11 protein-coding genes are annotated in these 14,468 nt (G+C 70.2%); 1 reads left to right on the forward strand and 10 read right to left on the reverse strand.

Translation table 11 applies throughout. The annotated features are described in order from the left end of the window. Positions 1-21: 21 nt before the first annotated feature. The 7 genes from kdpB to B5557_RS09135 form a co-directional block, all read right to left on the reverse strand. A complete protein-coding gene (kdpB, locus tag B5557_RS09105) occupies positions 22-2,115 on the reverse strand; it encodes a potassium-transporting ATPase subunit KdpB (protein ID WP_079664673.1) in 2,094 nt (697 codons plus the stop codon). Between the two features lie 29 nt (positions 2,116-2,144). After that, a complete protein-coding gene (gene kdpA / locus B5557_RS09110; RefSeq protein ID WP_079658641.1) occupies positions 2,145-3,824 on the reverse strand; it encodes a potassium-transporting ATPase subunit KdpA in 1,680 nt (559 codons plus the stop codon). An 8-nt stretch (positions 3,825-3,832) separates the two neighbouring features. Continuing rightward, positions 3,833-3,922: a K(+)-transporting ATPase subunit F gene (gene kdpF, locus B5557_RS09115; protein WP_079658642.1), complete on the reverse strand. Its 90-nt coding sequence runs from the start codon at positions 3,920-3,922 to the stop codon at positions 3,833-3,835. Between the two features lie 425 nt (positions 3,923-4,347). Further along, on the reverse strand, positions 4,348-4,854 hold the full coding sequence (locus tag B5557_RS09120) for an O-acetyl-ADP-ribose deacetylase (protein ID WP_079658643.1): 507 nt from the start codon (positions 4,852-4,854) through the stop codon (positions 4,348-4,350). Between the two features lie 35 nt (positions 4,855-4,889). Further along, positions 4,890-6,302: a phytoene desaturase family protein gene (locus B5557_RS09125; protein WP_079658644.1), complete on the reverse strand. Its 1,413-nt coding sequence runs from the start codon at positions 6,300-6,302 to the stop codon at positions 4,890-4,892. 241 nt (positions 6,303-6,543) lie between these two features. Then, positions 6,544-7,401 carry an inositol monophosphatase family protein gene (locus B5557_RS09130; protein ID WP_079658645.1) on the reverse strand — a complete coding sequence of 286 codons (858 nt, stop codon included), beginning with the start codon at positions 7,399-7,401 and terminating at the stop codon, positions 6,544-6,546. Positions 7,402-7,507: 106 nt separating this feature from the next. Beyond that, positions 7,508-9,334 carry a gamma-glutamyltransferase family protein gene (locus B5557_RS09135; protein WP_079658646.1) on the reverse strand — a complete coding sequence of 609 codons (1,827 nt, stop codon included), beginning with the start codon at positions 9,332-9,334 and terminating at the stop codon, positions 7,508-7,510. Between the two features lie 272 nt (positions 9,335-9,606). Here B5557_RS09135 and B5557_RS09140 point away from each other — a divergent pair, with 272 nt between their 5' ends. Next, positions 9,607-10,275 (forward strand): hypothetical protein, encoded by a 669-nt coding sequence (locus B5557_RS09140; RefSeq protein WP_079658647.1) that lies wholly within the window; start codon positions 9,607-9,609, stop codon positions 10,273-10,275. An 80-nt stretch (positions 10,276-10,355) separates the two neighbouring features. Here B5557_RS09140 and B5557_RS09145 read toward each other — a convergent pair whose 3' ends face one another. The 3 genes from B5557_RS09145 to hydA all read right to left on the reverse strand — a co-directional run bounded on the left by B5557_RS09145 (position 10,356) and on the right by hydA (position 14,454). Continuing rightward, positions 10,356-11,885: an NCS1 family nucleobase:cation symporter-1 gene (locus B5557_RS09145; protein WP_079658648.1), complete on the reverse strand. Its 1,530-nt coding sequence runs from the start codon at positions 11,883-11,885 to the stop codon at positions 10,356-10,358. Between the two features lie 133 nt (positions 11,886-12,018). Continuing rightward, a complete protein-coding gene (locus tag B5557_RS09150) occupies positions 12,019-13,038 on the reverse strand; it encodes a TIGR03842 family LLM class F420-dependent oxidoreductase (RefSeq protein WP_079658649.1) in 1,020 nt (339 codons plus the stop codon). 12 nt (positions 13,039-13,050) lie between these two features. Further along, complete coding sequence (hydA, locus tag B5557_RS09155) at positions 13,051-14,454, reverse strand: dihydropyrimidinase (RefSeq protein ID WP_079658650.1); 1,404 nt, start codon at positions 14,452-14,454, stop codon at positions 13,051-13,053. Positions 14,455-14,468 lie beyond the last annotated feature (14 nt).

The following is a 14,468-nucleotide window of genomic DNA, read 5'->3' on the forward strand; positions in this document are numbered from 1 at the left end:
CTTCACCACGCTTTCGAAGCGTTACAGCCCGGGGATCGATGAGATGAGCAGGTCGATGAGCTTGATGCCGACGAAGGGCGCGACAAGTCCGCCGAGGCCGTAGATCCCGAGGTTGCGGCGGAGCATCCGGTCGGCGCTGACGGGCCGGTACTGCACGCCCTTCAGCGCGAGCGGGACGAGCGCGATGATGATCAGCGCGTTGAAGACGACCGCGGAGAGGATCGCGGAGTCGGGGCCGGCCAGGTGCATGATGTTGAGCTTGTCCAGGCCCGGGTAGACGGCCGCGAACAGCGCCGGGATGATCGCGAAGTACTTCGCGACGTCGTTGGCGATGGAGAACGTCGTCAAGGCGCCCCGGGTGATGAGGAGTTGCTTGCCGATCTCGACGATCTCGATGAGCTTGGTCGGGTTGGAGTCGAGGTCGACCATGTTGCCGGCCTCCTTGGCGGCCGATGTGCCCGTGTTCATCGCGACGCCGACGTCGGCCTGCGCGAGCGCCGGAGCGTCGTTCGTGCCGTCGCCGGTCATCGCCACCAGCTTGCCGCCCGCCTGCTCCCGCTTGATGAGCGCCATCTTGTCCTCGGGGGTGGCCTCCGCGAGGAAGTCGTCCACGCCTGCCTCCTGCGCGATGGCCTTCGCGGTCAGTGGGTTGTCACCGGTGATCATGATGGTCTTGATGCCCATCCGGCGCAGCTCCTCGAACCGCTCCCGCATACCGTCCTTGACGACGTCCTTGAGGTGGATGACGCCCAGCACCCGGGCGCCCTCGGCGTCCTCGACAGCGACGAGCAGCGGGGTGCCGCCCGCCTCGGCGATCCGGTCGGTCGACTCCGCGGCGTCCTGGGCGACTTCGCCGCCCCGCTCCTTCACCCAGGCGACGACGGATCCGGTCGCGCCCTTGCGGATCCGGCGCCCGCCCACGTCCACTCCGGACATACGGGTCTGCGCGGTGAACGCGATCCACTCGGCGCCGGTCAGCTCGCCCTGGTGTCGCTCCCTCAGTCCGTACTTCTCCTTGGCCAGGACGACGATGGAACGGCCCTCGGGCGTCTCGTCGGCCAGCGACGACAGCTGGGCGGCGTCGGCGAGCTCCGCCTCACTCGCGCCGCTCACCGGCACGAACTCGGCGGCCTGCCGGTTGCCGAGGGTGATGGTGCCGGTCTTGTCGAGCAGCAGGGTGGAGACGTCACCGGCGGCCTCCACGGCCCGTCCGGACATCGCCAGGACATTGCGCTGGACCAGCCGGTCCATGCCCGCGATGCCGATGGCGGAGAGGAGGGCGCCGATGGTGGTCGGGATGAGGCAGACCAGCAGCGCCACCAGCACGACCATCGTCAGGCGCGTGCCCGCGTACTCCGCGAACGGCGGCAGGGTCGCCACCGCCAGCAGGAAGACGATCGTCAGCGAGGCGAGCAGGATGTTCAGCGCGATCTCGTTCGGCGTCTTCTGCCGGGCCGCGCCCTCCACCAGGTTGATCATCCGGTCGATGAAGGTCTCGCCCGGCTTCGTCGTGATCTTGATGACGACGCGGTCGGAGAGGACCTTCGTGCCGCCGGTGACGGCGCTGCGGTCGCCGCCCGACTCGCGGATGACCGGCGCCGACTCGCCGGTGATCGCCGACTCGTCGACGCTGGCGACGCCCTCGACGACGTCACCGTCGCCGGGGATGACGTCCCCCGCCTCGCAGACCACCAGGTCAGCGACGCGCAGCTCGGTGCCGGGGACCTGTTCCTCGGCCCCGTCCTTCAGCAGCCGGCGGGCGACCGTGTCGGTCTTGGCCTTGCGCAGGGTGTCGGCCTGCGCCTTGCCGCGGCCCTCGGCCACCGCTTCGGCCAGGTTGGCGAAGACGACGGTGAGCCATAGCCAGGCGCTGATGGTCCAGCCGAACCAGTCGGTCGGGTCCTTGAAGGAGAAGACGGTGGTCAGCACCGAGCCGACGAGCACCACGAACATCACGGGCGACTTGACCATCACCCGCGGATCGAGCTTGCGGAAGGCGTCCGGCAGGGCCTTCACCAGCTGCTCGGGGTCGAAGAGACCCGCGCCGACCCGGCTCTCCCTGTGGCCGGTCGGGATGTCGCTGTGTGGTGCCCGGGTGGGAGTGGCTGTGGACATCGGGTCCTCGTGCTTCGTTACGTCGGTCGTCATGACGCCAGCCCCTCGGCGAGCGGCCCCAGCGCCAGGGCCGGGAAGTACGTCAGACCCGTGATGATCAGGATCGCGCCCACCAACAGGCCGGTGAACAGCGGTTTCTCGGTGCGTAGGGTGCCCGCGGTCACCGGGATCGGCTTCTGCTCGGCAAGCGATCCGGCCAGCGCCAGCACGAACACCATCGGCAGGAACCGGCCGAGGATCATCGCCAGGCCCAGGGTGCTGTTGAACCACTGCGTGTCCGCGTTCAGACCCGCGAACGCCGAGCCGTTGTTGTTGGACGCGGACGTATAGGCGTAGAGGATCTCGGAGAACCCGTGCGCGCCGGTGTTCGTCATCGAGTGGCCCGGTGTCGGCAGGGCCATCGCCGCGGCGGTGAAGACCAGCACCAGCGCCGGGGTGATGAGGAGGTAGCAGGCGGCGAGCTTGATCTCGCGGATGCCGATCTTCTTGCCCAGATACTCGGGCGTGCGGCCCACCATCAGGCCCGCGATGAACACGGCGATGATCGCCATGACGAGCATGCCGTAGAGGCCGGAGCCGGTGCCGCCGGGCGCGATCTCGCCCAGCATCATGCCGAGCATGGCGATGCCGCCGCCGAGGCCGGTGAAGGAGGAGTGGAAGGAGTCGACGGCGCCGGTCGAGGTGAGGGTCGTCGACACGGCGAAGATGGACGAGGAGCCGACGCCGAAGCGGACCTCCTTGCCCTCCATCGCACCCCCTGCGGCCTGGAGCGCCGGGCCGTGGTGGGCGAACTCGGTCCACATCATCAGGGCGACGAAGCCGAGCCAGATCGTGAACATGGTCGCGAGGATCGCGTAGCCCTGCTTCACGCTGCCGACCATCACACCGAACGTCCGGGTCAGCGCGAAGGGGATGACCAGCAGCAGAAAGATCTCGAAGAGGTTGGTGAAGGGGGTCGGGTTCTCGAAGGGGTGGGCGGAGTTGGCGTTGAAGTAGCCGCCGCCGTTCGTGCCCAGCTCCTTGATGGCCTCCTGCGAGGCGACCGCGCCGCCGTTCCACTGCTGCGAGCCGCCGATGCCGTCCCCATGGAGGAACTGGCCGACCTCGTGGATGCCGGAGAAGTTCTGGATGGCGCCGCACGCGACGAGCACGATCGCAGCGACGAGGGAGCCAGGCAGCAGGATGCGGACGACACCGCGCACCATGTCGGCCCAGAAGTTGCCGAGTTCACCAGTGCGCGAGCGTGCGAACCCGCGCACCAGCGCCACCGCGACGGCGATGCCGACGGCCGCCGAGACGAAGTTCTGCACCGCCAGCCCGGCCGTCTGCACGACATGGCCCATGGCCTGCTCACCGTAGTACGACTGCCAGTTGGTGTTCGTGACGAACGACGCGGCGGTGTTGAACGCCTGGTCCGGATCGATCGCCTTGAAGCCCAGTGACAGCGGCAGAACGCCCTGGAGCCGCTGGAGCAGGTAGAGGAAGAGGACCGAGACGGCCGAGAACGCCAGGAGACCGCGCAGATACGCCGGCCAGCGCATCTCGGCGTCGGGGTTGGCGCCGATGCCGCGGTAGATCCACTTCTCCGCCCGCCAGTGCCGGTCGGAGGAGTAGACCCTGGCCATGTAGGTGCCGAGGGGGACGTAGGCGAGCGCCAGGGCGCCTATGAGGGCCAGCAGCTGAAGCACGCCGGCGAGTACGGGGCCCATGGTGCTGCTCAGAACCTCTCCGGGAAGATCAGGGCGAGGAAGAGATAGCCCAGCAGGGCGACGGCCACGACCAGGCCGACGATGTTCTCGGCGGTCACAGCTTCGTCACCCCCTTGGCTACGAGGGCCACCAGCGCGAAGACCGCGGCCGTGGCGACGACGAAGGCCAGATCGGCCATCGCGAACTCCTAGAAGAGGTTCGAAGGAAACAGAACCGGACGGATCGAGGAAAGCGCTTCTTCGACCGGATGTGACCGCCGTTGACGGCTCTCTAACGGCACTCCGTCCACCCTTGACGGCGCTTTGACGGCACCGGGCGTCACCAGCCCGGCGCTAGAGTGAAACGGTGACTCCCCTGCCGGAAGAGCCCGTTCCCGCAGGACGGACAGGTCGGAGTCGGTCATGATCCACGCTCTCCGGGTCTTCCAGCCGTCCGGCCGTCCGGCCGCAGAGGCTGATTCAGCCCCCGCGGCGCAGCGTCCTCCACCGGCTTGAGCGGCGCCCCGCGTGTCATTGATGCGTCATCAAACCTGCCGGGCGAACGCGTCGTACGCGCGCTCGTCGAAGAGCACGAACCTGACCTCCTCGACGTTCGTCTCCGTGGCCCGGACGGTCTCCACGGCGATCCGGGCGGCGTCGTCCATCGGCCAGCCGTAGATGCCCGCGGAGACCGCCGGGAAGGCGACGGTACGGGCGCCTAGCTCGTCCGCGACCCGCAGCGACTCCCGGTAGCAGGAGGCCAGCAGCTCCGACCGGTCCTCGGTGGCGCTGTGGACGGGGCCGACGGTGTGGATCACCCAGCGTGCGTCCAGTTCGCCCGCGGTCGTGGCGACCGCCCGGCCGGTGGGCAGGCCCTTGCCGTACTGCGAGGCGCGCAGGCGGCGGCAGTCGTCGAGGATCGCGGGTCCGCCCCGGCGGTGGATGGCGCCGTCGACGCCACCGCCGCCGAGCAGGGAGGAGTTGGCGGCGTTGACGATGGCGTCCACGGACTGCCGGGTGATGTCGCCCTGGACGAGCGTGATCCTGGTCATGGCTGTGTGTATACCAACGGGGACCGGCCCGCCGTTCACCTTTGCTGCCGCAGCCTCCGCCACACGGCCTTCGCCGCGTTGTGGCCCGACATGCCGTGCACGCCAGGGCCGGGCGGGGTGGCCGAGGAGCAGATGAAGACGGCCGGGTGCGGGGTGGCGTACGGGAACAGGGTCGGCTTGGGGCGCAGCAGCAACTGGAGGCCGGAGGTCGCGCCGGAGGCGATGTCTCCGCCGACGTAGTTGGCGTTGCGCACGGCGAGTTCGGCCGGGCCCGCGATGGCGCGGGCGAGGACTCGGTCGCGGAACCCCGGGGCGAAGCGCTCCAGTTGGCGTTCCATCACGTCGGTGAGGTCGCCGGTCCAGCCGTTGGGGACATGGCCGTAGGCCCAGAAGACGTGCCGGCCGGCCGGGGCCCGGCTGGGGTCGACGACACTGGGCTGCACCGTGATCATGAAGGGCCGGTCGGGTGCCCGACCCTCCCGGGAGGGGGCGCGCAGAGCGGCGCCGATCTCCGCACTGTCCGCGCCGATCTGCACGGTGCCGGCGGTGCGGGCCTCCTTCGCGGTCCACGGGACCGGGCCGTCGAGCGCGTAGTCGATCTTGAAGGCGGCCGGGCCGTACCGGTAGCCCTGGTAGTGGTTGCCGAAGCCGGCGATGCGGGCGAGGGCGGTGGGCGAGGTGTCGAAGACGTAGGCGCGGGCCGGGGGCAGGTCGTCGAGGCGCTTGACCTCGTAGTCGGTGTGGATGCTGCCGCCGAGGTCCTCGAGGTAGGCGGCGAGGGCGTCCGAGATGGACTGGGAGCCGCCGCGGGCCACCGGCCAGCCGCGGGCGTGCGCGGCCAGGGCGAAGACCAGGCCGACGGCCCCGGTGGCGAAGCCGCTCAGCGGGGCCATGACATGGGCGACGAGACCGGCGAAGAGGGCCTTGGCGGGCTCGTCGCGGAAGCGGCGGGTGAGCCAGGCGGACGGGGGCAGGCCGACCAGGCCGAAACGGGCCAGGGTGAGCGGGTCGCGCGGGAGCGCGGTCAGCGGCAGCGACATGAAATCGCGGGCCAGGGTGTCCCACTTGGGCAGGAAGGGCTCGACCAGACGGCGGTACGCGCCCGCGTCGCGTGGCCCGAAGGAGGCGGCCGTCTCGGCGACCGACCTCGACAGCACCGCGGCGCTGCCGTCGAGGAAGGGGTGCGCCATGGGCAGCTCGGCGTGCAGCCATTCGAGGCCGTAGCGCTCCAGGGGCAGGGCACGGAAGGCGGGCGAGTTGATGCCGAGGGGGTGCGCGGCGGAGCAGGAGTCGTGGCGGAAGCCCGGCAGGGTGAGCTCCTCGGTACGCGCTCCCCCGCCCACGGTGCCCCGCGCCTCGAACAGCGCCACGGAGAAGCCACGCCTGGCCAGCTCCACCGCCGCGGTCAGCCCGTTGGGCCCCGCTCCCACCACGACCGCATCGAGCATCGACGGCACTTCGACCCCTTCGTCAGCCGGTGACCTCCGTAGACCGGCGGCCCCCGATCTCAGGATATGCCGGTGGTACGACAACACCTGCGGCACGGGGCCACCGGAAGCGTCCGGATCACAGGAGCAGCCACGAAACGTCGCGAGGGCGGTCGCGCACCGCATCACCGGGGCGCGCCACAGTAGCCGCCCGCCCCCGGCACAGGGATCGTCCTACCGTGTCCGCCTTACCGTGTCCGCCTTACCGTGTCCGTGGTTCGGTGCCCGAGAGTAGGCCCGACACGCGGCGGGCCGTCGTCGCGTCCCTGGCCGCTGTGAACGGCAGGGCGTTGCCGCCGGTGATGCGGAACGGCTCACCGGTGAGGGTGAGGTGGGCGCCGCCCGCCTCCTCGACCAGCAGCAGTCCGGCCGCGTGGTCCCAGGCCGCCTCCCAGGAGAAGGCTGTTGCGTCCAACTCGCCCCGGGCTATCGCGAGATACTCCAGGCCGGCCGATCCGCACGCGCGCGGTGCGACCCCGTCCGTCCACAGCGCCAGCAGGGCGCGCTTCTGCTCGTCGGTCGTGTAGTCGGGGTGGGACGTGGCCACCGTCAGGTCGCGGCCTGCCTCGGGCGGGCCGGCGAAGAGACGCTCGCCGTTCAGGAAGGCACCGCCGCCGCGGACGGCCGTGGCCAGTTGGTCGCGGGCCGGAGCGTACGTCCAGGAAGCGAGCAGGACGCCGTGCCGGGCGAGGGCGACCAGGGTGCAGAAGCCGTCTTCGCCGCGCACGAACTGCCGGGTCCCGTCGACAGGGTCGACGATCCAGACCGGCGCGTCGCCCTGTATCGCCTCATAGGTCGCCGGGTTGGCGTGCACCGCTTCCTCGCCGACGACCACCGAGCCGGGCAGAAGGGCGCCGAGGGCCTCGGTGAGGAGCAGCTCGGCGTTGCGGTCGGCATCCGTCACCAGGTCGTGCGGGCCGCTCTTCTCGTCGATCTCATGCGCCGCGAGCTGCCGGAAGCGGGGCATGATCTCGGTCGCGGCGGCCTTGCGGACCGCCTCCTCCACGTCGGCCGAGTGGCGGGCGAGAAACTCGTCGATGGTTTCCGTGTCTCCGATCATGCCTCCATGAGAGCACGCCCCACTGACAATCCTCGCCCGGCCGGTGCACACCGGGTGGAATCGGGATGAAGAAGCGGGGCGTGGGGTCAGCGGCCCAGGCGTGGGGTCAGCGGCCCACCGCATACCCCTGCATCCCGCGCGGGTTCGCGGCCGCGAGCAGGATCCCGGTCCGCGGGTCGCGGGCCACCGCGCACAGCCGGCCCTCGGACCACGGGTCGCCGACGGTGACGTCATGGCCGCGCCGCCGCAGCTCCTCCACCACCTCCGCCGGCATGCGCGACTCCACGGTGACGCTGCCGGGCCGCATGCCGCGCGGGTAGAAGGAACCGGGGAAGGCGTCGTTGTGCCAGTTCGGGGCGTCGATGGCCCCCTGGAGGTCGAGGGAGCCGCGCACCCGCGCGCGAAGGGCCACGGCCAGGAAGAAGTGCAGCTGCCACTGGTCCTGCTGGTCGCCCCCGGGCGTGCCGAACGCGAGTACCGGCGCCCCGTCGCGCAGCGCGATCGAGGGGGTGAGGGTGGTGCGGGGGCGGCGCCCCGGCGTCAGCGAGTTCGGCAGGCCCTCCTCCAGCCAGGTCATCTGCAGCCGGGTGCCGAGCGGGAAGCCCAGCTCGGGCACGACCGGGTTGGACTGCAGCCAGCCGCCGCTGGGCGTGGCGGCGACCATGTTGCCCCAGCGGTCGACGACGTCGAGGTGGCAGGTGTCGCCCCGGGTGAGTCCGTCACCGGTCACCTCCGGCTCGCCGGGCACCGGCGAGGCCGGTCCCTTGGCGACCGTCGGCTCGCCCGCGCCCATCGGGTCGAAGGCGGGGTCGTCTCCGTTGACGACGTGCGCGTGCGCGCTGAGCCGCGGGGTGCGCCCGCCGGGGCTGCCGGGTCGCAGCTCGTACGACGCCTTGTCGCCGATCAGCCGCCGCCGGTCGGCGTTGTAGTCGGCGTCGAGGAGCTCGCCGAGCGGGACCTCTGCCGCGTCGCCGTACCAGGCCTCGCGGTCGGCCATGGCGAGCTTGCAGCCCTCGATCAGGAGGTGGACGTAGTCGGCGCCGCCGTGGGCGGGCAGCTCGGGCGGGAGCAGGGCGAGCTGCTGGAGGAGGGCCGGGCCCTGACTCCAGGGGCCGGCCTTGCACACCGTCCAGCCGTTCCAGTCGTACGTCGCCGGCGTCTCGTAGGTCGCGGACCAGCCGGCCAGGTCTGCGGCCGTGAGCGGGCCGGTGTGGCGCTCTCCGCTGGTGTCCAGGGTGGGCCGGGCGGCCTGGCGGACCAGCGCCTCGGCGATGAACCCGGTCCGCCACACCTCCCGCGCGGCCTCGATCCGCGCCTGGCGGTCACCGGCGCCGGCGGTCTCGGCGAGCAGCCGCTTCCAGGTGGCGGCGAGGGCGGGGTTGCGCAGCAGCTCGCCGGTCCGCGGCGACTGCCCGCCGGGCAGGTACACCTCGGCCGAGGAGGTCCAGTCCGTCTCGAACAGTTGTCGTACGGTCTCGACGGTCGCGCCGACCTTCTCCACGGGCGCGTGGCCGTGCTCGGCGTACCCGATGGCGTACTTCAGCACGTCGGCGAGGGACTTGGTGCCGTGGTCGCGCAGGAGGAGCATCCAGGCGTCGAACGCGCCGGGCACGGCGGCGGCGAGCGGTCCGGTGCCGGGGACCAGGTCCAGGCCCAGCGCCCGGTAGTGCGCGACCGTGGCACCCGCGGGCGCCACGCCCTGACCGCACAGCACCCGCACCTCACCGGCCGCCGGGGCGAGCAGGATCGGCACCTCGCCGGCGGGGCCGTTGAGGTGCGGTTCGACGACGTGCAGGACGAAGGCGCCGGCGACGGCGGCGTCGTAGGCGTTGCCGCCGTCCTCCAGGACGGCCATCGCCGACTGGGAGGCCAGCCAGTGTGTGGAGGACACCATGCCGAACGTGCCCTGGAGGGTGGGTCGGGTGGTGAACACGAGTGCTCCTCAACTCACGACGGCCGCTCTCGTGATCGTACGCACGGGCCCGTCATGCCGGGCCGCGATCACTCGAACCCGTGCTCCCTTCCGTGGGTCCGGGCCGCCGCTATGCCCCGTGAAGAGCCGTGATGTCCCGGTCGGGCCGGGCCCCTTCGTCACCGCGCCGCCACGGAGCGAGTTTTCGCTTCCGCCCCACCGGGAGTCGTGTGACACTGGCGTCTTCGTCCGCATCGCGGACTCGTCCGCACCGTCCCCCACGAAAGTGCGCCGTGCGCTCTCTCCCACTGCCGCTCGCCCTCACCGCGCGCCTGTCCCCGGTGGCCGTGCTGGCCTGCGCGGGCTGGGCGCTGACGTCCGGCCCGCTCACCGAAACACAGGACACGGCGAGCAAGGACACGCAGAGAACCCAGTCCCAGAAGGCGTCCGACCCTTCCTCCACCGCCGCACCCAAGACGTACTCCGCGGCGCCCGCCCCCTGCACCAGCGTGGCCGCGAAAACGGTTGCCGCGCTTGTTCCCGGCGCCAAGACGGCGGGCAAGGAGATCCCGTCCACGGACGCCGCCCTGCGCCGCACCTGTTCCTGGAACGCGCTCAAGGGATACGACTACCGGTGGCTCGACATCTCGTTCGAGATCATGGATTCGAACGATGCGGCGCAGAGTTCGTACAAGGCGCGTCTCGGGGAGAAGAGCGGCGGCGGGGCGGTCCCAGGGCTCGGCAACGCGGGCTACTCGGTGGTGAACCTCACGACGGAGGACAAGCAGCAGACCCGGGAGGGCGTCGTCATCGCCCAGGTGTCCAACGCGCTGGTGGTCGTCAACTACAACGGCAGCGACTTCGAGACGAAGAAGGCGCCCAGCACGGACGAGATCAACAAGGGTGCGATCAAGGCCGCGAAGGAAGCGGTGGCCGCCCTGCAGAACGGCACGAAGAGCTGAGAGCCTGACCTCGAACACGGAAGCGGCCGAAGGAGCTGAGCAGCTTCTTCGGCCGTTCCCGTGTCCCGTGCCGTCGACCGTCAGGCCAGGTGTTCCTCCTGCCGTCCACGCGTCAGCATCAGCGCCAGGTACAGCACCGTCGAGGTGCCGAGCCCGACCGCCCAGCCGTAGTCGGCGAGGGATTCCAGTGCCGGGATGGGCCGCCCGTCGAACAGGGGCTTGAAGCTGGCGCCGCCGATCGCGAGGACGCCGCCGACCGCGAAGGCCACCACGGCCCGCCAGTTCCAGCCGCCGTCGTACCAGTAGCGGCCGCCGGTGCGGTACAGGTCGCTCAGGTCGAGCTTGCCGCGGCGCAGGATCCAGTAGTCGGCGATGAGGATGCCGGCGACCGTGCCCAGCAGTCCGCCGACCAGACCGAGCCAGGTGAAGATGTAGCCCTGCGGGTCGGAGTACAGCTTCCACGGGAAGATCAGCACGCCGAGGACGCAGGTGGCGAGGGCGCCGGTACGGAAACTGATTTTCCTCGGCGCGATGTTGGAGAAGTCGAAGGCCGGCGAGACCAGGTTGGCCGCGATGTTCACGGACAGCGTCGCCACCAGCACGGTCACCAGCGCGAACAGCAGCCCGAAGACGTTGTCCGTCTTCGCGGCGAGCTGTACCGGGTCCCAGATCGTCTCGCCGTAGACGGCCTGGGAACCGGAGGTGACCATGACCGACAGCAGCGCGAAGAGCGTCATGGTCGTGGGAAGGCCGAGGGCCTGGCCCCACGTCTGCGCTTTCTGCGACTTTCCGTAGCGGGTGAAGTCCGGGATGTTCAGCGACAGCGTCGACCAGAAACCGATCATGCCCATCAGGGACGGCCAGAAGAGTTTCCAGAAGTCGCCGCCCCAGCCGAGCTTGGAGGGCTGGTCCAGCAGCGGGCCGAAACCGCCTGCTTTGTTGCTCATCCAGATCAGCATCACCAGCGCGCCGACCAGGACGAAGGGCGCCGCCCAGTTCTCGAAACGGCGGATCGTCTCCATGCCCCGGTAGATGATCGCCACCTGGATCGCCCAGAACACCGCGAACGACAGCCACATCGTCCAGGCGTAGCCGCCGATCTTCCCGGCGTCGCTCCAGCCGTTGCCGATCAGTTTCCCGGCGAGGAAGTAGATCGCCTCGCCGCCGATCCAGGTCTGGATGCCGAACCAGCCGCAGGCCACCAACGCGCGTACGACAGCGGGGAGGTTGGCGCCGCGGATGCCGAAGGAGGCGCGGGCGAAGACCGGGAAGGGGATGCCGTACTTCGGTCCCGCGTGCCCGGTGAGCAGCATGGGGACCAGCACGATGAGGTTGGCCAGCGCGATGGTGAACACCGCCTGCTTCCAGTCCATGCCGACGGCGATCAGACCGGAGGCGAGCGTCCACGACGCCGTGTTGTGGGCCATGCCGACCCACAGCGCGGAGAAGTTGTACGTGGTCCAGGTGCGCTTCTCCACGGGAACCGGAAGCAGGTCCTCGTTGGCGTAGGGGCCGCTGGGCGGCGGTGAGCCCGGGGCGAGCTCGACGCGTCCGTCGGGGCGGGTGACTTGGTCGGCCATGGGTATGGCCGTGGGAGCGGTGTCGGTCATGGGCAGGCCAATCAAACGAGGGGCGGATCCGGAAAGGCCGTGCGGGATCTCCGGTCCCCTCCTCCGGGAATGCCGCAGGAGGGGAGAACTGGAGTGGGGGGTGGGGAGTCGAGCGGGGTGATCCGGGCGGGGATCAGCCGTTGACGGCCGGGATCACCGTCGTGCCGTACGCGTCGATGACCTTCTCCTGCGCGTCGTGCATGTCGTAGACGGCGAACTGGTCGACGCCCAGCTCGCGCAGGGCGTTCAGCTTCTCGATGTGCTTCTCGACCGGCCCGATGAGGCAGAACCGGTCGACGATCTCGTCGGGCACGAACTCGGTGTCGGGGTTGTCGCTGCGCCCGTGGTGCGAGTAGTCGTACCCCTGACGTGCCTTGATGTAGTCGGTGAGCTCCTCGGGGACCTGGGAGGAGTGTTCGCCGTACTTGGACACCAGGTCGGCGACGTGGTTGCCGACCATGCCGCCGAACCACCGGCACTGGTCGCGGGCGTGGGCGAGCGCCTCGGGCGAGTCGTCCTCGGTGACGTACGCGGGGGCGGCGACGCAGATCTTCACCTCGGACGGGTCGCGTCCGGCGGCGACGGCCGCGTCCTTGACGGCCTTCACCATGTACTCGGTGAGGTACAGGTCGGCGAGCTGGAGGATGAAGCCGTCGGCCTCCTCGCCGGTCATCTTCAGCGCCTTGGGTCCGTACGCGGCCATCCAGACGGGGAGCCGGGCGTCCTCCTTGATCCAGGGGAACCTGACGACCGTGCCGCCGAGGTCGGCCTCCCGGCCCGAGCCGAGCGCCCGGATGACCTTCATGGCCTCGCTGATCCGGGCGAGGGTGTTCGGGGTGCGGCCGGCGACGCGCATCGCGGAGTCGCCGCGGCCGATGCCGCAGACCGTGCGGTTGCCGAACATGTCGTTGAGCGTGGCGAAGGTGGAGGCGGTGACCTCCCAGGTGCGGGTGCCGGGGTTCGTCACCATCGGGCCGACCGTCAACGTGCTGGTGTTGGCGAGGATCTGACTGTAGATCACAAAGGGTTCCTGCCAGAGCACCGCGGAGTCGAAGGTCCAGCCGTAGGTGAAACCGCTGCGCTCGGCGCGCTGCATCAGGCTGACGACCTTCGAGGCCGGCGGGTCGGTCTGCAGGACGAGTCCGAAGTCCATGGTGCGCTGCTCCTAGTTGAGGTACTGACAGGTGGAGCGCGGGGTGTAGACGCCGTGCCCGGCGTGTCCGGTGTACTCCCGCTCGGTGATGACGAGTTCGCCGCGCGAGAGGACCGTCTCGACACGGCCGGTGAGGCGCTTGCCCTCGTATGCCGAGTAGTCGACGTTCATGTGGTGCGTCTCGGCGGAGACGGTCTGCTCGGCGTGCGGGTCGTAGATGACGACGTCGGCGTCGGCCCCCGGCGCGATGGTGCCCTTCTTCGGGTACATGCCGAACATCCGGGCCGGGGTGGCACAGGCGATCTCGATCCAGCGGCGGCGGCTGATGTGGCCGTCGACGACGGCCTGGTGGAGCAGGTCCATGCGGTTCTCGACGCCCGGCAGCCCGTTGGGGATCTTCGAGAAGTCGCCCCGGCCGAGCTCCTTCTGGCCCACGAAGCAGAAGGGGCAGTGGTCCGTCGACACCACCTGGAGGTCGTTGGTCCGCAGGCCCTGCCACAGCTTGGCCTGGTGCTCCTTCGGCCGCAGCGGGGTGCTGCACACATACTTCGAGCCCTCGAAGTCGGGCTCCGCGAGGTTGTCGGTCGACAGGAACAGGTACTGCGGGCAGGTCTCGCCGAAGACGTTCAGCCCCTCGTCGCGTGCCCTGGCGAGTTCCGCGACCGCTTCCATCGCCGATACGTGCACCACGTACAGCGGAGCGCCCGCGACCTGCGCGAGTTTGATGGCGCGGTGGGTGGCCTCGGCCTCCAGCAGCGCCTTGCGCACTTCGCCGTGGTACCGCGGATCCGTCTCGCCGCGCGCCAGCGCCTGCTCGACCAGGACGTCGATGGCGATACCGTTTTCCGCGTGCATCATGATCAGTCCGCCGTTCTCGGCGGAGCGCTGCATGGCGCGCAGGATCTGGCCGTCGTCGCTGTAGAAGACGCCGGGGTAGGCCATGAACTGCTTGAAGGACGTGACGCCCTCCTCCACCAGCAGGTCCATCTCCTTGAGCGTGTCCTGGTTCACGTCGGAGACGATCATGTGGAAGGCGTAGTCGATCGCGCAGGTGCCCTCCGCCTTGGCGTGCCAGGCGTCCAGGCCCTCGCGCAGGGTGTGGCCGACGCTCTGCACGGCGAAGTCGACGATGGTCGTCGTACCGCCCCAGGCGGCCGCCCGGGTTCCGGTCTCGAAGGTGTCGGAGGCGAAGGTGCCGCCGAACGGCAGCTCCATGTGGGTGTGGGCGTCGACCCCGCCCGGGATCACGTACTTCCCGGTGGCGTCGATGACGCGCTCGGCGCTCCAGGCCTCGGCGGCCGGGGTGCCGGAGGCGGCGAGGGCGGCGATACGGCCGTCCTCGATCAGGACGTCGGCGTGGATCTCGTCGGACGCGGTGATGACGAGGCCACCCCGGATGACGGTACGGCTGCTCATACTCCCTCTCCTGC

It is taken from the genome of Streptomyces sp. 3214.6 (assembly GCF_900129855.1).
GTDB lineage: Bacteria > Actinomycetota > Actinomycetes > Streptomycetales > Streptomycetaceae > Streptomyces > Streptomyces soliscabiei.

Coding starts and splice junctions, on each gene's coding strand:
- kdpA (WP_079658641.1), bottom strand. CDS start 3,824: ATGGGCCCCGTACTCGCCGGCGTGCTTCAGCTGCTGGCCCTCATAGGC.
- hydA (WP_079658650.1), bottom strand. CDS start 14,454: ATGAGCAGCCGTACCGTCATCCGGGGTGGCCTCGTCATCACCGCGTCC.
- B5557_RS09130 (WP_079658645.1), bottom strand. CDS start 7,401: ATGATCGGAGACACGGAAACCATCGACGAGTTTCTCGCCCGCCACTCG.
- kdpB (WP_079664673.1), bottom strand. CDS start 2,115: ATGTCCACAGCCACTCCCACCCGGGCACCACACAGCGACATCCCGACC.
- B5557_RS09145 (WP_079658648.1), bottom strand. CDS start 11,885: ATGACCGACACCGCTCCCACGGCCATACCCATGGCCGACCAAGTCACC.
- B5557_RS09150 (WP_079658649.1), bottom strand. CDS start 13,038: ATGGACTTCGGACTCGTCCTGCAGACCGACCCGCCGGCCTCGAAGGTC.
- B5557_RS09120 (WP_079658643.1), bottom strand. CDS start 4,854: ATGACCAGGATCACGCTCGTCCAGGGCGACATCACCCGGCAGTCCGTG.
- B5557_RS09125 (WP_079658644.1), bottom strand. CDS start 6,302: ATGCTCGATGCGGTCGTGGTGGGAGCGGGGCCCAACGGGCTGACCGCG.